24 protein-coding genes and 1 pseudogene are annotated in these 21,182 nt (G+C 64.8%); 12 read left to right on the forward strand and 13 right to left on the reverse strand.

Annotated features, from left to right (window positions below):
- The 8 genes from ABZW16_RS36005 to ABZW16_RS36040 all read right to left on the reverse strand — a co-directional run.
- On the reverse strand, positions 1–445 hold a 445-nt coding region (locus ABZW16_RS36005; protein ID WP_354960597.1), incomplete at its 3' end, for a hypothetical protein.
- Between the two features lie 43 nt (positions 446–488).
- On the reverse strand, positions 489–1,784 hold the full coding sequence (locus ABZW16_RS36010) for an acyl-CoA dehydrogenase family protein (protein ID WP_354960598.1): 1,296 nt from the start codon (positions 1,782–1,784) through the stop codon (positions 489–491).
- Between the two features lie 26 nt (positions 1,785–1,810).
- Positions 1,811–2,689, reverse strand: coding sequence for an SDR family oxidoreductase (locus ABZW16_RS36015; protein WP_354960599.1), 879 nt, complete (start codon positions 2,687–2,689; stop codon positions 1,811–1,813).
- Positions 2,690–2,716: 27 nt separating this feature from the next.
- Positions 2,717–3,595 carry a MaoC/PaaZ C-terminal domain-containing protein gene (locus ABZW16_RS36020; RefSeq protein WP_354960600.1) on the reverse strand — a complete coding sequence of 293 codons (879 nt, stop codon included), beginning with the start codon at positions 3,593–3,595 and terminating at the stop codon, positions 2,717–2,719.
- A 17-nt stretch (positions 3,596–3,612) separates the two neighbouring features.
- Positions 3,613–4,047, reverse strand: a complete 435-nt coding sequence (locus ABZW16_RS36025; RefSeq protein WP_354960601.1) for an SRPBCC family protein — start codon at positions 4,045–4,047, stop codon at positions 3,613–3,615.
- Positions 4,048–4,104: 57 nt separating this feature from the next.
- Complete coding sequence (locus ABZW16_RS36030; RefSeq protein ID WP_354960602.1) at positions 4,105–5,310, reverse strand: lipid-transfer protein; 1,206 nt, start codon at positions 5,308–5,310, stop codon at positions 4,105–4,107.
- Positions 5,311–5,711: 401 nt separating this feature from the next.
- Positions 5,712–6,371 (reverse strand): helix-turn-helix domain-containing protein, encoded by a 660-nt coding sequence (locus ABZW16_RS36035; protein WP_354960603.1) that lies wholly within the window; start codon positions 6,369–6,371, stop codon positions 5,712–5,714.
- 46 nt (positions 6,372–6,417) lie between these two features.
- On the reverse strand, positions 6,418–6,978 hold the full coding sequence (locus ABZW16_RS36040) for a TIGR03086 family metal-binding protein (protein WP_354960604.1): 561 nt from the start codon (positions 6,976–6,978) through the stop codon (positions 6,418–6,420).
- Between the two features lie 180 nt (positions 6,979–7,158).
- On the opposite strand from ABZW16_RS36040, the gene ABZW16_RS36045 reads away from it, so the two are divergent.
- The 5 genes from ABZW16_RS36045 to ABZW16_RS36065 all read left to right on the forward strand — a co-directional run bounded on the left by ABZW16_RS36045 (position 7,159) and on the right by ABZW16_RS36065 (position 11,031).
- Entirely contained in the window at positions 7,159–7,743 is a 585-nt protein-coding gene (locus tag ABZW16_RS36045; RefSeq protein ID WP_354960605.1) for a TetR/AcrR family transcriptional regulator, read from the forward strand.
- A 98-nt stretch (positions 7,744–7,841) separates the two neighbouring features.
- Positions 7,842–8,981, forward strand: a complete 1,140-nt coding sequence (locus ABZW16_RS36050; protein WP_354960606.1) for an epoxide hydrolase family protein — start codon at positions 7,842–7,844, stop codon at positions 8,979–8,981.
- 3 nt (positions 8,982–8,984) lie between these two features.
- A complete protein-coding gene (locus tag ABZW16_RS36055) occupies positions 8,985–9,557 on the forward strand; it encodes a hypothetical protein (RefSeq protein ID WP_354960607.1) in 573 nt (190 codons plus the stop codon).
- A 53-nt stretch (positions 9,558–9,610) separates the two neighbouring features.
- Entirely contained in the window at positions 9,611–10,507 is an 897-nt protein-coding gene (locus tag ABZW16_RS36060) for a LysR family transcriptional regulator (protein WP_354960608.1), read from the forward strand.
- Between the two features lie 113 nt (positions 10,508–10,620).
- The gene (locus tag ABZW16_RS36065; protein WP_354960609.1) at positions 10,621–11,031 is read left to right on the forward strand and encodes a nitroreductase family deazaflavin-dependent oxidoreductase; all 411 of its coding nucleotides are present in this window, start codon (positions 10,621–10,623) and stop codon (positions 11,029–11,031) included.
- A 3-nt stretch (positions 11,032–11,034) separates the two neighbouring features.
- On the opposite strand, the pseudogene ABZW16_RS36070 reads toward ABZW16_RS36065, so the two are convergent.
- Both ABZW16_RS36070 and ABZW16_RS36075 read right to left on the reverse strand, forming a co-directional pair.
- Positions 11,035–11,219 (reverse strand): annotated as a pseudogene (locus ABZW16_RS36070) (MFS transporter); the annotation flags it as partial.
- Between the two features lie 76 nt (positions 11,220–11,295).
- On the reverse strand, positions 11,296–12,513 hold the full coding sequence (locus ABZW16_RS36075; protein WP_354960610.1) for a helix-turn-helix domain-containing protein: 1,218 nt from the start codon (positions 12,511–12,513) through the stop codon (positions 11,296–11,298).
- Positions 12,514–12,679: 166 nt separating this feature from the next.
- On the opposite strand from ABZW16_RS36075, the gene ABZW16_RS36080 reads away from it, so the two are divergent.
- From ABZW16_RS36080 to ABZW16_RS36090, 3 genes are all read left to right on the forward strand, one after another.
- Positions 12,680–12,907: a hypothetical protein gene (locus tag ABZW16_RS36080; RefSeq protein ID WP_354960611.1), complete on the forward strand. Its 228-nt coding sequence runs from the start codon at positions 12,680–12,682 to the stop codon at positions 12,905–12,907.
- Between the two features lie 63 nt (positions 12,908–12,970).
- Complete coding sequence (locus ABZW16_RS36085) at positions 12,971–13,129, forward strand: hypothetical protein (RefSeq protein ID WP_354960612.1); 159 nt, start codon at positions 12,971–12,973, stop codon at positions 13,127–13,129.
- Positions 13,130–13,621: 492 nt separating this feature from the next.
- The gene (locus ABZW16_RS36090; RefSeq protein WP_354960613.1) at positions 13,622–13,867 is read left to right on the forward strand and encodes a hypothetical protein; all 246 of its coding nucleotides are present in this window, start codon (positions 13,622–13,624) and stop codon (positions 13,865–13,867) included.
- Positions 13,868–14,198: 331 nt separating this feature from the next.
- On the opposite strand, the gene ABZW16_RS36095 is transcribed toward ABZW16_RS36090, so the two are convergent.
- Complete coding sequence (locus tag ABZW16_RS36095) at positions 14,199–14,771, reverse strand: DUF6461 domain-containing protein (RefSeq protein ID WP_354960614.1); 573 nt, start codon at positions 14,769–14,771, stop codon at positions 14,199–14,201.
- Between the two features lie 768 nt (positions 14,772–15,539).
- On the opposite strand from ABZW16_RS36095, the gene ABZW16_RS36100 reads away from it, so the two are divergent.
- From ABZW16_RS36100 to ABZW16_RS36115, 4 genes are all read left to right on the forward strand, one after another.
- Positions 15,540–16,727, forward strand: a complete 1,188-nt coding sequence (locus ABZW16_RS36100) for a serine hydrolase domain-containing protein (RefSeq protein ID WP_354960615.1) — start codon at positions 15,540–15,542, stop codon at positions 16,725–16,727.
- A 472-nt stretch (positions 16,728–17,199) separates the two neighbouring features.
- Positions 17,200–17,523: a hypothetical protein gene (locus ABZW16_RS36105; protein WP_354960616.1), complete on the forward strand. Its 324-nt coding sequence runs from the start codon at positions 17,200–17,202 to the stop codon at positions 17,521–17,523.
- Positions 17,524–17,823: 300 nt separating this feature from the next.
- On the forward strand, positions 17,824–18,042 hold the full coding sequence (locus ABZW16_RS36110; RefSeq protein WP_354960617.1) for a hypothetical protein: 219 nt from the start codon (positions 17,824–17,826) through the stop codon (positions 18,040–18,042).
- Between the two features lie 377 nt (positions 18,043–18,419).
- Complete coding sequence (locus tag ABZW16_RS36115; RefSeq protein ID WP_354960618.1) at positions 18,420–19,076, forward strand: GNAT family protein; 657 nt, start codon at positions 18,420–18,422, stop codon at positions 19,074–19,076.
- Positions 19,077–19,198: 122 nt separating this feature from the next.
- Here ABZW16_RS36115 and ABZW16_RS36120 read toward each other — a convergent pair whose 3' ends face one another.
- Positions 19,199–20,341, reverse strand: a complete 1,143-nt coding sequence (locus ABZW16_RS36120; protein ID WP_354960620.1) for an MFS transporter — start codon at positions 20,339–20,341, stop codon at positions 19,199–19,201.
- Positions 20,342–20,828: 487 nt separating this feature from the next.
- Positions 20,829–21,182 (reverse strand): isocitrate/isopropylmalate family dehydrogenase (locus ABZW16_RS36125; protein WP_354960619.1); only part of this gene is annotated, 354 nt, incomplete at its 5' end.

Raw genomic sequence — 21,182 nt, forward strand, 5'->3', positions numbered from 1 at the left:
GGTAGACAAACGACTCGGCCAGGTAGACAAACGACTCGGCCAGGTAGACAAACGACTCGGCGAGATGGACGAACGACTCGGCCAAGTAGACGAACGACTCGGCCAGGTAGACAAACGACTCGGCGAGATGGACAAACGACTCGGCCAAGTAGACGAACGACTCAGCCAGGTAGACAAACGACTCGACCGCGTAGACGAACGACTCAGCCAGGTAGACAAACGACTCGGCGAGATGGACGAACGACTCGGCCAAGTAGACGAACGGCTCGACCAGATCGACCGGCGGATGAGCGATATTTCGCAGACCCTCGAGACCGCTGTCAGCATCCTGAAAGCGCAACAGCCGCCGACACATTGACCGATCGGCGGGGCGGGCCTTCAAGGCGGTGAGCAGTCCGCAACGGTAGCCCGGACCGACGGCACATGCCGATCCGTCACCACACATGTATCGCAAGTGTGCCGGTGGCGAAAGGCATGTGCCGTTCGGACTACTGAGCGAGTAGGCCCTTCGCGATGTGGGTGACCTGGATTTCGTTGCTGCCTGCGTAGATCATCAGGGACTTCGCGTCGCGGGCGAGTTGTTCCACTCGGTATTCGGTCATGTAGCCATTGCCGCCGAAGAGTTGTACCGCGTCCATGGCGACGTCGGTGGCGGCCTCGGAGGCGTAGAGCTTCATGGCCGACGCCTCGGCGAGGGTCGGCGGCTTACCCGCCTTGCCGCGCTCGAGGGTGTTGAAGACCATGTTCTGCACGTTGATACGGGCGATCTCCATCTTCGCCAGCTTGAGCTGGACCAGTTGGAAGCGGCCGATCTCCTGGCCCCACAGCTTGCGGCTCTTGGCGTATTCCACACAGAGCCGGTGACATTCGTTGATGATGCCGAGCGCCATGAAGGCGACGCCGATGCGTTCGGCGGTGAAGCTGGAGCGGGCGCTCTCGCGGCCGTCGCCGCCCTTGTGCTCCTCGGTCTCACCGAGCAGCCGGTCCCGACCCAAACGCACATGGTCGAAGAACAATTCACCGGTCGGCGAGGCGTGCAGGCCCATCTTCTTGAACGGCTTGCCCTGGGTGAGGCCTTCCATATCCTTGTCGAGGACGAAGGTGAGCACCTTGCGCTCGCGCTTGTCGACAGGAGCGGAGCCTGCGGAGCGACCAGCAGAGGCTGCGTCGCCCTCGTCCAGCTTGGCGTAGACGATCATCACATCGGCGTACGGGCCGTTGGTGATGAAGGTCTTCTGGCCGTTGAGGATGTAGTCCTCGCCGTCGCGCTTGACATAGGTCTTCATACCGCCGAATGCGTCCGACCCCGAATCGGGCTCGGTAATCGCCCACGACGCAACCTTTTTCATGGTGACGATATCGGCGAGCCACCGCTCCTTCTGCGCGAGCGTGCCGCGCGAGAGGATGGTGGTGGCCCCGAGACCGATACTGACGCCCATCGCGGTGACCAGCCCCATGCACACACCGGACAGTTCCCCGATGAGCACCGCCATCAGTGATTCCTGCCCCGCGAACGGACTACCGCCGGAGGCCTTCTCGGGCTTCTCCGGCGACGGCTCCGCCGCCGCGAGCGCCTCGGCCTTCTTGCGCTCCTTCGCCAGCAGGCGTTGGACCGCCTCACCGCCCATCGCATCGATCCCGAAGTCGCTGAACAACTTGCGGATGATCGGATACGGCGTCAGCTCGCCGCTCTCCAGCGCGTCGAGGTGCGGGCGCACCTCCTTGTCGATGAAGGTGCGCACCGCCGCGCGGATCATCTCGTCGGTCTCGGACCATTCGAACATCGTCGTCTCCTAACGTTCCCGCGAGATCAAGGCAGCCGAGCGGCGATATCGTCGATGAGCCAGGGGCCCTCGGTCTCGATCGTCTGCACGTCGTGCCAGCCTGCCAGCTCGGAGATGGCACCGCCCTGCACTGCGAAAACCTTGCCGGTGAGCGGGCATTTATCGGTCGCCAGGTAGGCGACGAGCGGGGCGATATTGGCCGGGCTGAACGCGTCGAAATCGCCCTCCTCGATCGCCGCCGCCTCGGCGGCCATGATCTCGCCCATACCGGGTGTGGCGAGAGTGAGCCGGGTGCGTGCGATCGGCGCGATGGCATTGACCCGGACGCCGTAGCGGGCGAGTTCATCGGCCGCGACCAGGGTCAGCGCGGCGATTGCGGCCTTGGCCGCGCCGTAGTTGGCCTGCCCCGCATTTGGGACGGTCGTTCCGGAGGCGGACGCGGTATTGATCACCGCGGCATTCGGCTGGTTGCCCGCCTTGCTCTGCTTCTTCCAGTACACGGCGGCGTGGTGCAGCACCGCGGCATGGCCCTTGAGGTGCACCGCAATCACCGCATCCCACTGCGCCTCGGCCATGCCAGCGATGAACGCATCGCGCAGGATACCCGCGTTATTGACCACGATATCGAGGCCACCGAACTCCGAAATTGCCTGCGCGACAACATTCTCCGCGCCATCCCAGGTCGAAATATTGTCGGTGTTGGCCACCGCCTTGCCACCTGTCGCGATGATCTCGTTCACGACCTCCTGGGCCGGACCGACATCGGAACCCGCACCGGCATTGCTGCCGCCGAGGTCGTTCACCACGACCGCCGCACCTTCGCGGGCGAACAGCAGGGCGTGCTCACGCCCGATGCCGCGGCCCGCGCCGGTGATGACGGCGACCCTTCCTTCGAGTGCACCCATCTGTATGGCTCCTAATGTGTTCGGTGATCAGTCGGCGACTTCGGCGAGACCGTCGCTGAGAACGACATCCGTCCCGCGAATGGTTTCGAAGGCGTAGGTGGTGACGCCATCGGCGGAACCGACCTTCCAGATCCGGGTCTCCAGGTCGTCGCCGGGGAAGACCATCTTGGCGAAGCGCACGGCAAATCGCTTCAGCCGGTTGACATCCGAACCGGCTACCTCGGTGAGTACCGCCCACGACGCGAAGGCCATGGTGCACAGTCCGTGCGCGATGATCCCGGGCAGACCCGCATCCCTGGCCACCTGCTCGTCGAGGTGCAGCGGCACCGGATCGCCGGAGGCCGGTGAATACCGATAGGTCTGGTCGAGATCGACGTGCTGTGGCACCACCGCGAGCGGATCCCCGGCCCGCAGACTCTCGTCGAACTTGTGCGCCGGAGCCGCGACACCAACCGTCCTACCCGCGTCGATATTGCGGAAGAAGGCGGTCAGATACTGCTCATTGACCAATTCCCCGGCCTCGGTGCGGCATTCGATGAGGATGGTGATGGTGCTGCCGCTCGAACGGCTGGCATAGCCGATCGCCTTGGCCCGCGACACCAGCCGGTCCCCGGGCCGGATCGCGCGGTGGAAATGGAAATCCTGCTCCCCGTGCACAACTCGGCCGAAGATGTCCATCGGCGCGACATCGATCACCGGCATCATCATGGCTTCGAAGACCGGAACGATGCCGAATATCGGCGCGGCCACCTTGCCCGCCACGTGCGCCTCGATCGGATCATTGGTGGCGGCGGCATATTCGGCGATTCGTTCCTGAGTGACTTCAAAACATTCTTCGTCACACCAGGTTTCGAGCCCGCTGTCGTCGAATTCCACCGGCCGCGCCGCTGCGGCCTCCGCTGTCATCGCCCGCTCCTTCCGGCTCAGGCCGAGGCCAGCGCATCGAGCTGCTCGAGGGACCTGTCCAGCTGCTTCAGACCGTCCTTCTCGACCGCCTTGCCGAGTGCTCCCTTGATCAGTGCGCCCTCGAAGTCGCCGGAGACCAGGATGGTGCTGCCATCGCCCTTGGGCTGGATATCGAAGGTGAATTCGGTCTTCACCCCGGCCATTCCGATGCCGCCAAGGGTGAGCTTGCTGGGCTGCTCGACCGCTACCACGGTCCACTCCAACTTGTTCGCCATCCCGAGCATGACGATCTTCGCGACCAGCTTGGCCCCCTCGGCCAAGGTGGCGGGCGGCTCCTCCATGAACCGCTCGTGGATGGTGAACCACTTGTCCCAGGTCTGTGGGTCGGAGACGACCGCCCAGAGGGCATCGGGGGTGGCGTTGACGTCCTTGGTGGCTTCGATATGGCCCATCAGTTGACTCCTCGTCGAGTGAATGTCGCTGCTGTGCAACGGCTTTCGCCGATCGGCTCAGCGGTCGGCCCGCTGGTAGGCCGTGACGACCGCGGCGCCGCCGAGGCCGATGTTGTGCTGCAGGGCGGCGGTGACGTTGTCGACCTGCCGCTTGCCCGCGGTGCCGCGCAGCTGCCAGGTGAGTTCGGAACACTGTGCCAAACCCGTAGCGCCGAGTGGATGTCCCTTGGAGATCAGCCCGCCGGAGGGGTTCACGACCCACTTGCCGCCGTAGGTGGTCTGGTTGTCATCGATGAGCCTCCCGGCCGCACCCTCGCCGCAGAGCCCGAGCGCCTCGTAGAGCAGCAGTTCGTTGGCGGAGAAGCAGTCGTGCAGTTCGATGACCTGGAAGTCCTCCGCACCGAGCCCGGCCTGTTCGTAGACCTTGTGCGCGGCTCGGACATTCATGTCGTAGCCGATGAGGTTCTTGGCGGTGCTGTCGAAGGTGGAGACGAAGTCGGTGGTCATCGCCTGGCCGACGATCTCCACCGCCTGCGCCGCGAGGTCGTGCGAGTTCACGAAGTCCGCGCTGGCCAGGATGACCGCGCCGGAACCGTCCGAGGTCGGCGAGCACTGCAGCTTGGTGAGCGGGTCGTAGATCATCCGCGAGCCCAGGATGTCCTCGAGCGAATACTCGTCCTGGAACTGCGAATACGGGTTGTTCACCGAATGCTTGTGGTTCTTGTAGCCGATCTTCGCGAAATGCTCAGCGGTGGTGCCGTATTGCTTCATGTGCTCGCGACCGGCGGCACCGAACATCCACGGCGCCACCGGGAACAGCACCTCGGAGATCTCGGCCAGCGCCATGATGTGCCTGGCCATCGGCTGCTCGCGGTCGTCCCAGGTGGAGCCGAGCGAACCCGGTTGCATCTTCTCGAAGCCGAGCGCCAGCGTGCAATCGGCCAGGCCGCCCCGAATCGCCTGTGCCGCAAGGAAAAGCGCGGTCGATCCGGTCGAGCAGTTGTTATTGACATTGACCACCGGAATACCGGTCATACCGAGTTCGTAGACCGCGCGCTGACCGGAAGTGGATTCGCCGTACACATACCCGACGTAGGCCTGCTCGACCTCGCGATAGTCGATTCCGGCATCGGCGAGCGCCTTGGTACCCGATTCCCGCGCCATATCCGGGTAATCCCACGCGCTGCCATCTTCGTTCTTGCGGCGGCCCGGCTTCTCGAACTTCGTCATGCCGACGCCGACGACGTAGACCTTGTTCGTCATCGAACTCCCTCAGATAGGGCCGTCCGCGCCAGCGGCGAACGACAGTGGCCGATCCAGCGGGATCAAACTGCTAACAAACATACAGAGCTGTATGTAACTGCGCAAGATGCACACTTGGTCGGCATCACAATGTCGGCAAGCAACCAGGTAGTTGCAGCTCGGATATCACATACAGCTGGACGTGTATGTACAGCCAATAGGCGCTGGTAACAGGCATCACAACATGCTCCGGCCACCGGATCCGACCCCAATTGCCATGACACGCGTCACACAATGAGGTGGGGTATCGAGAGCTCCGCTGTAGCGAGTCGCCCAGCTGCATCCATACCGACGCACACGCCGAAGAACGCGCACAAGCGCAGAGGTGCCGCGCAGACCAGTACTGCCCGCGACGCAGCGACCTATTCGACCGACGTCCGATCCACCAGCGATTGCGCGGCCAGCGCCGCCGTCGCGACCTGCCGCAGATGCGCCGAGGCGCGCCGCCACCGCCGGTGCGCCCGTGCGGTATCCGGATCGATGAAGTTGGAGACCAGAATACCGCGCAGCGCGTCCATCGCGGTGTAGATGAAATCGCGAGTCTCCTTGCGCCGCATCTCATCCGGCACGAATCGGGCGACCGCCATCAGCACCGCGTTATTGACGAACGGCTCGACCTTCTCCATGGCCGAGGCGAGCACCGGATCGGTCCGGCCCGCCACCCACAGCTCGACCGTCGCAATGAACAGCGGCCCCTGATGCAGCTCCCAGAGAAATTCCAGGGCCACCCCGACCGGATCAGCACCGGCCTGGACCTTGGGCATCTCCCGCATCGCAGTCTCGGCCCGCAGCTGCGCCAGATGACTGATCGCCGCCACCACCAGATCGGTCTTGGACCCGAAGTGATGCACCTGCGCCCCACGGGTGACCCCGGCTCGCTCGGCGACCCGGGGCGTCGTCGTTCCCCCGTAGCCGTACTCGACCAGGCAGTCGATGGTCGCGTCGAGCAGCCGCGTCCGCATCTCGCTGCTACGCTGCTCCTGCGTACGGCGCTGCTGTTTGGACGCTGCGGGCCTGGTCATTCCGGCGATTCTACACTTACATACAGCTCTGTATGTTCATTGGATATCACCAGGCTCGGCCGAGGTAGGCGCAGAGCCGGCGATGCGCGGGGGCATCCTCGGACATCGGCAGCTCGGGGCCGAACATGCCGGGCGCACGGAAGTTGTCCATGCCCATGTCGCGCATGGTCGCGAGCATGTCCGCGCAGAGCTCCTCATCCAACAGTCGCTCCTGTCCGGTGGCGACCGCGAGATCGACGCCGTGCACGAGCACTTCGGTCAGATGGATCACCGCCGCCATCGGCCCCGGCACGCTACCGAATCCGAGATGGATATCGCGTTCCAGCGCATCGGGGAGATGCCATGCCGCACTGTCGATTACGGCCGCGTCGGCGTAGGCGGCGTGCGGATCGACGCCGAGCCAGTCGTCGTGGTGCGCACGGTCCGGTTCCGCACCACGCAGTTGTGCGGCGAAGATGTTCATCCCGCCCACCAGATGATTGAGCAACTCGTGCACATCCCACTCCACACAGGGCGTCGGCGCGGTCATGCGTGCAGCCGGAATGCCTTTGACGATGGCGGCCGTCATTTCGATGGCACGGTCGATGCGGGCGATCACGGTGTTCATGTGGTACTCCAGAAGTGTTGACGGCCAAAAGGATTCGGTTCAGCTGCAGGTCGTCGAGCCGCGGTCACAGAGCTGGCCGGTCCCATCGCCAGCCCCTAAACGCAGTTATTAACGGCGTTAATGGCAGCGTAGCGCCGAACCCACAACAAACGCAAGCGCCAACTGCGTTAATGTATGTACATGACGGAACAGTCGCGCACCCGACGCCCGGGTGGCCGCAGTGCCCGCGTGCGGGCGGCGGTGCACCAGGCGGTTACCGAACTCGTCGCCGAACGCGGCTACGGGAAGTTCACCGTCGCCGAGGTCGCGGCTCGTGCGGGTGTGGCGGACACCAGCATCTACCGCCGCTGGGGCAATCTCGAGGCACTGGCCATGGAGGTCACCGTCGACCGGCTCACCACCGGATCGGCCATGCCGGATACCGGCGACCTGGTCGGCGACCTGCGCGCCTATGCCGCGCAGGCGGCCCGAGATGTGAACGGCCCCAATGGACTCGCCCTGCTGCGCAGTATCCTCGCGCTCATCGATACCGGCGAAGCTGGCGAACGAACCCGCGATCGGTTTCTCGCCGACCGGGTCGAACAGATCCAGCGCATGCTCGACCGGGCCACCGCCCGCGGCGAAAACGCCCCCGACGTACTGCAAGTCGTCGACATCATCCTGGCCCCCATGTACACCCGCACCCTCTTCGGCACCGGCCCGCTCACCGACGACTACGTCGACATGCTGGTCGACCGCCTACTGCGCATCGGAGCCATTCGATAAGTAGAAGTGATCGGACCGGCTCGAAAACGGCGTTGTTCCCGCATTGCCGCTGATACAGGCTGAAGCGCGGCATGTTGGAACGACCCGCTGGAGCCGAATTGTCCGAGATCAGACCCTTCCGCATCGACATTCCGCAGGCCGATCTCGACGACCTCGCCCTCCGCCTGCTGCGCACCCGGCTCGTCTCGGAACTGCCCGCCATGGCAATCGCGGGCCGGGGGGACGACGGCATACCGGTACGGCCCGCTTCGGAATACGGAGTTCCGCTCTCGTATGTCGGTCCGCTGCTCGAATACTGGCGCGACATGTTCGATTGGCGCGCACAAGAGCAGCGACTCAACTCCTTTGCACAGTTCACCACCGAAATCGATAGGCAGAAGATTCATTTCGTGCACGTCAGATCGCCGGAGCCGGATGCGATGCCGCTACTGCTGGCCCATGGGTGGCCCAGCACGTTCACCGAATTCCTCGGCCTGGTAGGCGAATTGACCGATCCGCGTGCTCATGGCGGTGATCCGGCAGACGCCTTCCACGTGGTGATCCCGTCGTATCCGGGCTTCGCGTTCTCCGGGCCGACGCGCATAGCGGGCTGGCATCCGGTACGGATGGCGGCGATCTTCAACGAGCTGATGATCCAGCTCGGCTATGACCGTTACGGTGTGCACGGCAATGACAGCGGCGCCACCGTCGCACCCGAAATGGGCAGGCTCGCACCGGAGAACGTGGTCGGCGTGCACGTCGATCAGATCTTCTCCTTCCCGAAGGGCGAGCCGGGCGAGTTGGACGGACTCACCGACCAAGAGCTGATGCTCATCCAATTCGGCCGGAAATTCCGGGAGTACTCCGGCACAGACTTCACCCGGCAGGCCCGGCCGCAGTCCCCCGGCCACGCCCACTCCGATTCGCCGATCGACCAACTCGCCTGGAGCGCGCAGCTACTCACCGACTCCATGACCCGGGACGAGATCCTGACCAACGTCTCGATCTATTGGTTCACCAATACATCGGCGCCCACGTGCCGGTTCCACTTCGAGAATGAATATTCGACCCCGACCACTGTGCCGATCGGGCTCGCCTCCTTTGGTCACGACTTCAAGCCGCCACGCAAGTTCGCCGAACGCGATCACAGCAATATCGTGCAGTGGCACGAATACACCCGCGGCGGACACTGGGCCGCCCACGAAGCGCCGGACCTGCTGCTCGCGGACATTCGCGATTTCTTCCGGAAAGTCATCTGAGATATGGGTATTCGACGTGTGGTCACCGGCCACGACGCGAAGGGCAAGGCCATCGTCGTCAGCGATGCGGAGCTAGCGCCGAGCGGGCATGGTCCGGAATCCATCTGGGCGACCGACAGACTACCTGCACTCCCCGACGCCGGGACCCGGCCCGAGTTCGCAGGTCCGCTCATCCCGCTCCCCGGGGGCGTGCACGTCATCCGGCTGGTCTTCCCACCATACTTCGCCCCGGACGACTGGGCCGACTCCGCGGATCCGGTCCAGGCCGCGGCCGCCGCCATGGCACAGATGTCCTCCTCGGTGGCCATCGTCGATGATCCGAACCCGCCTGGAACCTACTGTGCAGCAGCGGGTTTCACCGGGTTCCACGCGACCGCGTCGGTGGACTGCCTGATGCAGCTCACTGGTGAGTCGGTGTGCCTGCTGGAGGACACCGAGATTCGTTTGACACCCGGGGACTGGCTCGTCCTCAACGGTGTCGTGCACGCCTGGCGCAATGACAGCAACCAAGAGGCGGTGTTGATCGGCGTGATCGCGGGCGCGCAGCACGGGGGCGCGCCGCTGCGGGCGCACTGACGACGACGTAATGTTCGGATCGCACAGCTGGCCGACCGAGCGGGAGGAACTCGATGGAGCTGAGAGACATCGAGATCTTCCTAACGCTGGCCGAGGAACTGCATTTCGGCAGAACCGCGCAACGGCTGCATCTGTCCCAGGCACGGGTCAGTCAATCCATCAAGAGTCAGGAGCGCCGCATCGGCGGTCGCCTGGTGGATCGCTCCAATCCCCGCAACGTCCAGCTCACCCCGCTCGGGCGCCAACTCCTGGCCGGACTGCTCCCGAACTATCGGGGCCTGGTCCGGGCGATCGAGCACGCCCGGCGTACCGCAAGGGGCATCTCCGGCGTGCTGCGCGTCGCGATGATCGGCTACAACCCCTATGACTACCAGCCGTTCTGGGATGCCTTCCGCAAGCGACACCCGGATTGGGAGCTGCAGATCCGCAGTAGCGAATTCGGTGACCAGTTCGGCCCACTGATGCGCGACGAAGTCGACATCGTCATCGCCTGGGTGCCCGTCGAAGAACCCGGCCTGACCGTCGGGCCGATCATCTCCATGGAGCCGATGGTGGCGATGATGCCCGACCGCCACGAGCTGGCTGGCGAGAAGTGGGTATCGCTCGAGGTCTTCGGCGACCGCGGCGTGCTGGAATCCAACACCCCCCTGCCCGACTACTGGGAGGACGCCGTCAGCCCCTTCTACACGCCCTTGGGCCGCCCCATCCACCGTGTCGCGCCGATCTCGACACTCGAGGACATTCTGGCCACCGCCAGCACCAGCGACGTCTTTACCAGCTGCATGAGCCACATCGCCCGCTACTACAACCGGCCCGGCATCTCCTACCTGCCCATCACCGATTCCCACCTGGTTCGGTGGGCACCGGTCTGGCGCAGCGACTCCGAAACCGAGCAGATCCGCGCATTCGCTCGGGTGATCCGCGATATGGGCTGCCTCGTGCAGAAGTGAGCCCCCGGCCGCTCTTGGCACCGGGAAATCGACACCAGGCTGTCGACATTGCCCCGGAGTGCACCGCCATCGGCAAGGATTACCGGGTAACCCGATCTCGATCGAGGAGCGATATGACCGACTGGAACAAGAACATCATCGAGGAGTTCCGGACCAATAGCGGCAAGGTAGGCGGCCCGTTCGAAGGCAAGGACCTGCTCTTGCTCACCACGACCGGCGCAAAATCCGGACTGCCGCGGACCAATCCGACGGCCTATATCCGCGACGGCGACCGTCTGGTGATCATCGCGTCCAAGGGCGGTGCACCCGGCAACCCGGACTGGTACCACAACCTGCTCGCGAATCCGAAGGTCAAGCTGGAAATCGGCACCGAAACCATCGAGGCGACCGCCACCCCGATCACCGCGGGCCCGGAACGCGACCGGCTCTACGCCGCGATGGTGGCGGCCATGCCGGGCTTCGCCGAATACGAGACCAGGACCAGTCGGGTGATTCCGGTCGTCGCACTGCAACCGAGCACCTGACGCCTACGTTCGACGCGCGGCCCAGACCGTGAGGGTGAACAACAGCACGCCGAGGACGGCCAGCCCCGCGCCGACCGTGGCCGGAGCGGTGTAGCCGAGATCCGCCGCAATCACGAGCCCGCCAGCCACGCGCCCGCCGCATTGGCGATATTGCGGACAGCGTGATCGAGCGCCGCGGCGAGTGTCTGGTCAACGTGTCAGGTTGCACGCCTTTAAAGGCACTGGTCACAGCGAATTGTCCTAGACCGTGCCGATGTACTGCTCTCACGCGGGCACGACGCCGACCCGCCGAGCGAGCCGCCCGAGTTCCCCGGTGGTCAGGTCGCGCCGCGCGGTCCGCATCATGTGGCCGACCAGTTCGCGCACCGGAGACATGGTGCGGACATGCTGGGGCGCGGCGTGTTCAGCCCGCAGCAGGGCGTACAGCGAGTCGCGGTAGTTTTTCTGCATGGCGTGCGCCTTGCCGATTTCCACGAAGTACTGAGCGCGCCGCCCCTCGTTCGGCAGGTCGTCCGGTGACAACGTCGGCGCGAGGGCGAGCACTTGACCGGGTTCGCGCCGCTCCACGGCAGCGGAGATACGCCACAGTGCGACGTTCGCTGGACCGAACGAATCATTGTGTGCCACAGATGTATTCGGTTCGGCCCCGGCCAACCGGTCGGCCTGTTCGGCTGCCTCCACGAGATGCGGTTCCGGGTCGCCGCCCATCGTCGCGGCCACCATCGACGCCTGAAGGTGCAGCATCCCGTACGTCTCGATCTCGCCGACAGTGCGCACATCTGCCGCGATCTTCTCGGCGGTGCCGATCGTCGTGGCCAATGCGGCAGGCAACGCACCAGGACGCGACAGCATGATCTGACCTTGGCTGAACGCAGCCGCAGCGAGCGCGGCGGGTGCACCGACATGTTCGGCTGCGCGTTCGGCCTCCTGTGCCGCAGTCCAGGCCAGAGCGTGATAGCCGCGTGCCCGCAGCGCCGATGCGACCCCGTAGGCCACGACTCCTAGTACGTCCCATGCCTTTTCAGCGTTCGCGCTATCGGTATCACGCACATGCCGGTAGGCGTCGGTCAGCATCGGTGCGAGCATCGGCCCGAGCGTCATGTAATCGCAGTCGTTGCGGAGCTTGGTTGCCGTGCGGGTCAGCGCTGCCAGTTCGTCAAGGGTGCGCGGCAGTCTGGTGTCGGTCACATTGCCCCGCGCCCACAGGACGGTTTCCAGCTCGGGCACGGCCGCGTGGAATCCGGCGGTGGACGGGTCGAACTTGTCTTGCTCGTGGCCGGTCAGGTCGCCGATGGTGACGCCGAGCCCCGCAGCCAGGGCAAGCAACGTGCGGCGCGAGTCGACAGGTCGTTCGCCGTTCTCGTACTTGGCGATTGCCCCACGACTGAGCCCCGCCCGGTCGGCAAGCACCTGTTGCGATATTCCCCGCCGCGCCCGGATCGCGCGTACCCGCTGGCCGACGTACCGGTCTTCGCTGTTCATGTGCGCTCCCTCGATGGCACTGACAAGGCACATGTTACGTGCGATGTCCCGCTGTGGGCATTGCGCGGTTGCCGCAGCGCCAAGCTTCTGCATAGCCCCGCCGCCGGGTAGACAGCGCTCCTCGGCGGCGGGTGCCTACCAACTGGACAGCGGAAGGCGCAGGGGAATGGAAGCGCTCGCGTGGTTAGACCCGACATCACCGACTTCGGAATGGGACGAGGCCCAGATTCGTCGTTTGGCGCGGCGATTGGGCTACGTGCTGCACTGGGCGGACGCAGGCTCAGTACTCGGTCTGGTCGAACAAGCCGCCGGGCTAGGCGTCGACGTGGTGCTGTTGCCGTCCTCGGCACACCTGGACGCCCAAAACCCTGAATCGACTGATGTGGTTTGCTGATGTCGAATGCGCTTGCCCGCGTGAGTCTTTCGCCCGCTGGTCCGTGCTCGGCGGGGTGCACCGATGATCACGCTCGGGTGGATGATCGTGTTCGTCCTGCCCCTGACCGTGGTGTTCGCGGCGATCTTCTGGCCCGAACGCATCCCGAAAGACCGGACTGTCGAAGCCATTCGGCGGCGGGTCGAGTCGGAGGAATCCGACTGCCCGGAAGGCGATTTCTGACCGCCGATCGCGATGGCCGACGGCCTCGACCGCTCTCAATAGATAGCGGTAAATAGATAGCGCGAATTCCCCGCATCCGAGACGTTCACGGCGTGGATCAACCCCCGGCGCATTCTGCTGAAAGAACCCGGCAAACGGTCGTTCATCCATGACAACAGCAACGCGACCCGACGGATGAAGACCAACCCAGGACAACCCGATAACGGCCATGTCGAGCCGCTGGACGGACTTCCGGACTTCGCCGAACGAATCGCCCAGGAACGAGGAGACCCCGCAGGGCTTGGGGAGCCGGACACCCGTGGTAAGACCAGAACTTCGCTGCGGTATCCCACGAAAAATGGGGCGTTGGAAATCATGGCGTTTCGATCCGGTCGATCGAGGCTACCGTCTACCAGGTCTCGATTCCGCGCTTGGCGCTGGACCGGACAGGGCCGCCTGTGCGACATGCAGCGCGGCCATGGACACCTGTTTGCGGAGAGGATCTGTGGGGTAGTGCGAATCATTGCGAATGTTGCTGTGCTGACTGCGATTTCAGCGGGGATGCTGGCGGGCGTCGGCGCTCCGGCGACGGCCCTGGTCGTCGACCGGCCCGGCGAGGCTGCACTGGTGGCGGAGACGACGGGGTCCAGCTCGGGCTCTGCTGGACCCGCGCTGAATGCGCTGCTGTGTGCGCTGCTAGGTGGTGTCACCGGCTCGACCGAGACGACCCCACCTCAGTGTCACCTACCCACCACCTAGGCCACAGGAAGGACAGTGCTGCCTGTCCCCTGCTCCGTCATCATCGTCTGATGCGCTGTTGTTGTGCTGGTGATTTCATGTCGGCGTGACTGATGTGGGTGGGCCCGACTACGGGCGTTTCGGTGCGTTGTCCCGCATGGAACTCGAACGGTTCTGCTACCTCGATGACGAGGACCGAAGGTTGATCGCGGCGAGGCGCCGTGACTACATCGGAAGCCGAAGCTCAACGCGCGCTACTGATCCAGATGATCGAAACCTTCCAGGAAGTCGGCTGACCGTCCTGTGCTTCCGAGGCGAGGAACGGCGGCGCGCGTGATGAGTGACTCGGCAGCTACCGCGAGGCTGGGGGCAGGAGCCGGCCGCTGAGGACGGGACGTTCGTTGAGGTCATCCAGAGGCACCCCGACGCCGAGGTTCTCGGCAAGCCTGTAGAACATTCCGAGGGACCCCCCGGGACCGTATTCGTCTTCTTCGGGTCGGGCGCCGAGGGCCTGCATCTCGGTGTCGAAGCGGTGCGGGTCGCTGCCTGTCCGTGCGAAGCTGTTCGTGGTGTCGAGTCCGGTGATGAGGCGGCCATCCTCGGCGTACCGGAACACCTCTCCCGGTTTCTCGCTGGCGTGCAGCTCCAGTGCCGCGGTTCCGATCGAGGCGCGCAGCACCATTCCTCGGTCTTGGATGCCTTTCCAACTGCCGTGCTCCCACGCCCAGGCCCAGCTTCGGTAATGCCCTGCGCTGACCACATATCCGTCGTCTGCGTAGAGAACGCCGCCCAGCTCGTTGCGGAAGTCATTCGGCCCGCGCACCGCCACGGTGTTGTGGTCGACGCCCATCCGCTCCAATAGCTCCTGGGCGTTGATCTGACGCGCGAAGGTGAGGTTGACCAGCGGCAGATCCGTGTCGTACATCCACCCAAGGCCCCCGGTCGTGGTGTTCACGACGCCCCCGGTTCGTTGATCGCGATCAAGGTCGGGAAACACAGTCCATGATCATGAAACCAGGCGTCGTCATCAGCCGAAGCAGTCATATCGGCTGACACTGCCATGAGCCACCGACATCCATGGCCGGGCCCGGATTCTCGAAACCCTCGATTGTCGCGAGTCACCGCGTCCCGAAACGCTCGAATAGGGGGTTGAGACATTGATGAGAAAAGTCACGCTAAGGAGTTACCGCAGATAGTTGCTCGCTATGCGCGATAGCTCGGATGGCCACCTGGTGTTTCGACCGACCGACAGTGGGGCGACTCTGGAAACTATGCGCGGTACCAACGACCTTGAAGGCTCGCTCCGCGGCAAACGCCCAGCTCGATTCGCACTAGCGCCGGTTTCCGCGCCACTGCTCCTCGCGCCCCGGCCCGCACGAACAGGCGATCTCGATGACGAAGGCCTCGAAAGGTCCGACAAGAGTTGTTGGACCCGGACGGACCAGATCATGCAGCGTGTTGTGGCTACGAAGCCCTCGACACCACAACCCCCGCGGGCGGCTGGTGTTCTCGGGATGGGTTGTCCAAGAGACAGATTCAGCGCAGGCACCGGGTCGGATACCGGACGGTCTGCCATCGAGGCGGCGCGCCGGATACATCTCGCGGGTGAGGCACGCCTGGCCCTCGAGTATCGAAAGACGGTGTGTCAGTTAGCTCTCGGGGGTGACGTGTGCCCTGGCCGGGGCTGCCTAGCATGAGGTCCGCCAAGCTGTTGGAGGACAAAATGCTCGGATTCGGGAAGGTTTTCGGCTCTGTGTGCGTCGCGGCGGCGTTGACGCTGTGCGCGTGCGGGACAGGCAGCGACGTGAGTACCCCAGCACCACCCGACTACACCGATGTGCGCACCATCCTGCAACGGTTGACCGGCGCCGGCGGCGCACCTGGAGTGCTGCTCGCGGTGCGCGACGCGCGCGGCCGGACAGTGCTGACCAGCGGCGTCGCGAACATCGAGACCCACGCACCGATCGCGGGCGACAGCCGGTTCCGCATCGGCAGCATGACCAAGATGTTCGTCGCCACTGTGGTGTTGCAACTCGTGGCCGAGCGTCGGGTCGTGCTCGACGCACCGGTCGAGCAGTATCTGCCCGGCGTGATCAGCGGGAACGGCAACGACGGGCGCGACATCACGGTGCGGCAGCTCCTCCAGCACACCAGCGGCCTGCCCGACTATCTGGAGTACCTCAGCTTGGGGGAGGTACTGACAGATCCTGTCGCGCACCATGATCCGCTGGAACTCGTGCAGATCGCGCTCGCCCACCCGCGACTGTTCGCCCCCGGGACCGGCTGGCAGTACTCCAGCACCAACTATGTGCTGGCCGGAATGCTCATCGAGCAGGTCACCGATCGACCGTACGAGCAGGAGATCGAGCAACGCGTCATCGGGCCGCTCGGCCTCCACGACACCTTCGTCCCCGGGGACGAATCGGCAATCCCCGGCACCCACCCGCAGGGATACGCCGAGCCGGAAGGTTCCCTCATCGATACCACCGAGGTCAACCCGTCGATCGCGGGCGCCTCCGGAGCAATGATCTCCAGTGCCGCGGATCTGGATCGTTTCCTCGACGCACTCGTGAACGGCGGGCTCCTTCGCCCGTCCGAACTACAAGCGATGATGACGACCCACCCCACCGGCAGTTCATCCGGCAGTACCTACGGCCTGGGCCTGGAGAGCTCATCTCTACCGTGCGGCGGCGTGTACTGGGGACATGACGGCGGGATCTTGGGATTTCAGACCCTGGGCGGTGTGACGACCGACGGCCGCAGCGTCACCGTCATGGCCAATCTGTACCCGGGTGGCAGCGACGCACAGGCGGGGGCGGACATGCGCACCGCCCTCACCACTGCGCTGTGCGCAAGCACCCCCTCGAAGCCCAAGCCCTGACCGTATGCGGCCGACATCGACTGCGGCGCAACCAAGTCCCGGACGAAACACGCTGCTGCCGAAGCTACTTCGCGCCTCCTGAGAGTTTCTGTATTCCAGGGCCGACAAGCGCACCTTCTGCAGCACACCTACAGGGGGCCACACTCCCGAACCAGACAGTCCCCGAACACCTCCCATCCCGACACGGGCAGTTCGAGCGACACGCCACTCGGACGATGCCCAATTTCACGACCAGAACACGGCCTCAGACCCATCGAACCGACACTCGAATCCGCGACCAACTGATGCCGGAATTCGCGACCAGAGCCATCTGTGCTCAGCTCGACACTGGTACCGAACCTTCCCGACGTGCTGAGCACGATGATGGCCACCAATGGCGCTCAGGCAACGATCTGTTCGCGCAGCATCGTGAATGCTGCGTTTGGCCGCCCCACAGGTACGGATTTTTACTACGACGAGGCTTAACCTCGCGATGCTGCTCGGCACCGCCCTGGTGTTCTTGGTGCTCAAGGAGATCCCATTGCATCAGACCGCCTGGGTTGCGGTGGTGCTGATCGGCTTGAACGCCGTAGTGGTCGTTCGCAATCCAGCGATCGTGCGACTACGGTCGCTGCGTCGTCCTAGCCGGTTGGTCGCCTCGGTCGCAATCGGCGCCAGCGCCGTCGCTCCGACCCAGGCGGCCACGCAACTGCTTACCTGGCCGCGGGAACCGGGCTGCTGGTCTTCGTCTCCGCGCTCATATGGCTCGATGTCATCCTGGGGCGCGACCTACGCAACTGGCGAGGCGCTGGCCTGATCGTCATAGCCCTCGGGCTCGGCGTCTTCATCCAGCTAGTTCTCGACGCAGCGACCGTTCCGCTGGCCGGCACCGTTTTAGCAGGAGCACTGGTCGCTGCATGGGCACTGCTGGAACTGCGCGTCAGAATCGACGACCAACCATGGTGGTGACCGGCGGTAATACGTTGTGCTGCAACCACTTACATGTAGCTAGCGGATTTCGGATACGAGATTTGCAACATTGGTTTTCGGGGCTGGGAGGGTTCTCGACGGAACCGGTTCCACGAACTCCTACTCCATCGAGAACGAAAGAAACGCAATGCCATCCACCATCTCCAACCCTGTTCCGGCACAGCCCGAGGGGCGCGCACCGGTCCCCCGTTCCGTGGGCGAAGCTGTCGTGGATCTCGCCGCGCTGATCGCGATTCTGTTGACCGTCCTCGCGGTGGTCACGATGTGCGGGCCAGCCGCCGTGTTCCTCCTGGGCGCCGCGGCCTCCGCCGTGACGGTCATTCTGAAGGTATGGTTGCGGCGCTGACGGTCCCGTAGCCCACGCGGAACGCTGTGCCCGCCAAGCCCTATGGACCGGCCGGGCGGGCACAGCTATTCAAGAGGAGCCTAACCACCGGGAACCACCAAGAGGTGGGTCTTATAGGAGGCCAGACGGCCCGTGCGGGCCGGTCGGGGTCCCGCACTGGTGGAATCGCGTATTCAACCGTCACGAATTCGCCGAGACCGAGTCGTATCGGGGGGTAGTGGTGCAACCGAACGGAATCCGGCGCTAACGCGGTGATCCCTCGCGGGCTTGATGCCGGAGTCAGACGTAAATGATTGTGGCCGCGGCTATTTGGTGCAGGGTCCATCGCTGGTGAAACCCGTGGCCACGAATGCCGCCCGGCGGTCATGATGGCGGGCATGAGCCTGATGAAGTACTGGCCCCTAGCCGGACTACAGGTACGGACACCGCGCCTGGAACTGAGGATGCCCGGTTTGGAGGACTTGGGCGCACTTGCCGGGCTGGCCGCTGCGGGAGTACACGATCCTGCGGTGCAGCCGTTTACGGCGGAGTGGACGGATGCGGAACCGGACGAACGTGCGCAGCGGGTTCTGCGGTGGCACTGGCGATGCTGGGCCGACTGGCAAGTCGACGCGTGGACACTCAACCTCGTTGTGCTCCGAGACGGGGAGCTGGTCGGAACCCAAACGATCAGTGCGAAGAACTTCGCGGTCTGCTCCGAGGTGAACAGCGGATCCTGGCTCGGCCGGACCTACCACGGCCAAGGCATCGGAACCGAGATGCGGGCCGCAGTTCTGGAATTGGCCTTCGCTCATCTCGGGGCCGACTCGGCGGTATCGGGCGCGTTCGAGGACAACATGGGCTCGCACGGGGTCTCACACAAACTTGGGTACGAGCAGGACGGGCTCGAGGTGCACGCGGTCCGGGGAAAACCGGCGGTGATACGACGGCTGCGGCTGACCCGCGCTCGATGGGAAGCACATCGGAGCGTGCCGGTGGAAGTGACCGGGCTGGCGGAGTGCCTGCCGCTGTTCGGAGTCTCGACAGAACCGTGACGATGCCGTGTAGGGCGTCGACCTGGCGATTTGGTGTCAGAATGCACATTCGCGCGGAATCCGGCGCTAACGATTTACCGCAGATAATGGGACTTGTCGCACCGCAACCGAGCACCTGACGCCTACGTTCGGCGCGCGGCCCAGACCGTGAAGGTGAACAACAGCACGCCGAGGACGGCCAGCCCCGCGCCGACCGCGGCCGGAGCGGTGTAGCCGAGATCCGCCGCGATCACGAGCCCGCCCAGCCACGCGCCCGCGGCATTGGCGATATTGAGGGCGGCGTGATTGAGCGCCGCGGCGAGTGTCTGCGCGTCGGCGGCGACATCCATCAGCCGGGTCTGCAGAGCTGGCGCGAGCGCGGCGCCCGATGCGCCGATGAGGAAGGCGCCGATGCCCGCGGTGTACGGATTGTGTGCGGCGGCAACGAATCCCGCGAGAATGACCACCATGGCGATCATCGAGAGGTAGATCGCCCGGTCGACGCCGCGGTCGGCGAGAATGCCGCCGACGATATTGCCCGCGACCATGCCAAGGCCGAAGAGCATGAGCACGAACGGAACCAGACCCAGCCGCATGCCCGCCACATCGGTCAGCGTGGTGGTGATGTAGGTGTAGACGGCGAACATGCCGCCGAAGCCGATCGCACCGACCAGCAGGGTCAGCAGTACCTGCGGGCGACGGAGTGCGCCGAGTTCGGTCATCGGATTGGTGATCCGGATGCCGTGCAGTTCGGGAACGAACCGAATGAGGGCGGCGACCGTGGCGATGCCGATCACCGCGACCACCACGAAGGCGTCGCGCCAGCCCAGATGCTGGCCCAGCCAGGTGGCGCTGGGAACGCCGACGACATTGGCGGCGCTCAATCCCAGCATAACCGCAGCAACCGCCTTTGCGCGCTGCCCGACCGGAGCCAATGTGGCGGCGGCCAGCGAGGCGACACCGAAGTACGCGCCGTGCGGCAGGCCGGAAACGAATCGGGCGATGACGAGGGTTTCGAAGGAGGGCGCAGCAACGGTCGCCACATTTCCGATGGTGAACGCCACCATCAGGGCAATGAGCAGACGTTTGCGCGGCACCCGTGCGGCCAGCGCGGCGATCACCGGAGCTCCGATGACCACGCCGAGCGCATAGGCCGATACCGCATGCCCCGCGGTCGGCTCGGATACCTTCATGGCGCTGGCGATATCGGGCAGCAAACCCATCGTGACGAATTCGGTTGTGCCGATTCCGAATCCGCCGAGGGCAAGGGCCAGCATCGCGGGAATATGCCAGTCCGTCCGTTCGGCCTCGGCGGGTGCTGGGGTCTGGGTGGCAACGGAACCGGTCACGTATTCATGTAACCGCCCAGCGACTCCTGTCGCTTCCCGGGTAGACGTGAGTTCCCCCACGTCAGCATCGAGAATTCGGACGAGCCACGGCCGCACCGCGCATATCGGGCAGCCCGACGGCAACATGTCGCCTGCGGGCACCCAGCAGGAAGATGCGGATCACGTGAAAGGCCGCCGCGCGCGGGTCGCGGAAACAGTGCGGGCACCTTTACCACCGTCGTGGTGCAGGTGCCCAGCTCAACACCGATGCTCCACACAGTAGGTGGAGCCCGGCTTTCACATCAGCCTGTTCGAGCGACAACTAATTTCGCTCGAACACGGGTAACTCGTCGGGAACGCCCCGCCCCCAGCCGCGCAATTACCGGCAGCCCGGTGCGAAGATCTGCACCGACGACCGGCAAGAGGCGCGGAGAGGCGGGGAAGCTCAGCGCAGGGCGCGGGCCAGGTTGGCGTCGAGCGCGCCGAGGAATTCCTCGGTGGTCAGGTAGCCCTGGTCGCCGCCGACGAGCAGCGCGAGGTCCTTGGTCATCTGGCCGCCCTCGACGGTCTTGATGACGACGTCCTCGAGGGTCTGCGCGAAGCCGATCACCTCGGGGGTGTTGTCCAGCTTGCCGCGGTGCTCGAGGCCGCGGGTCCAGGCGAAGATCGACGCGATCGGGTTGGTCGAGGTCGGCTTGCCCTGCTGGTGCTGGCGGTAGTGCCGGGTCACGGTACCGTGCGCGGCCTCGGCCTCACAGGTCCTGCCGTCCGGGGTGAGCAGCACCGAGGTCATCAGGCC

The organism is Nocardia sp. NPDC004604 (assembly GCF_040609795.1).
GTDB lineage: Bacteria > Actinomycetota > Actinomycetes > Mycobacteriales > Mycobacteriaceae > Nocardia.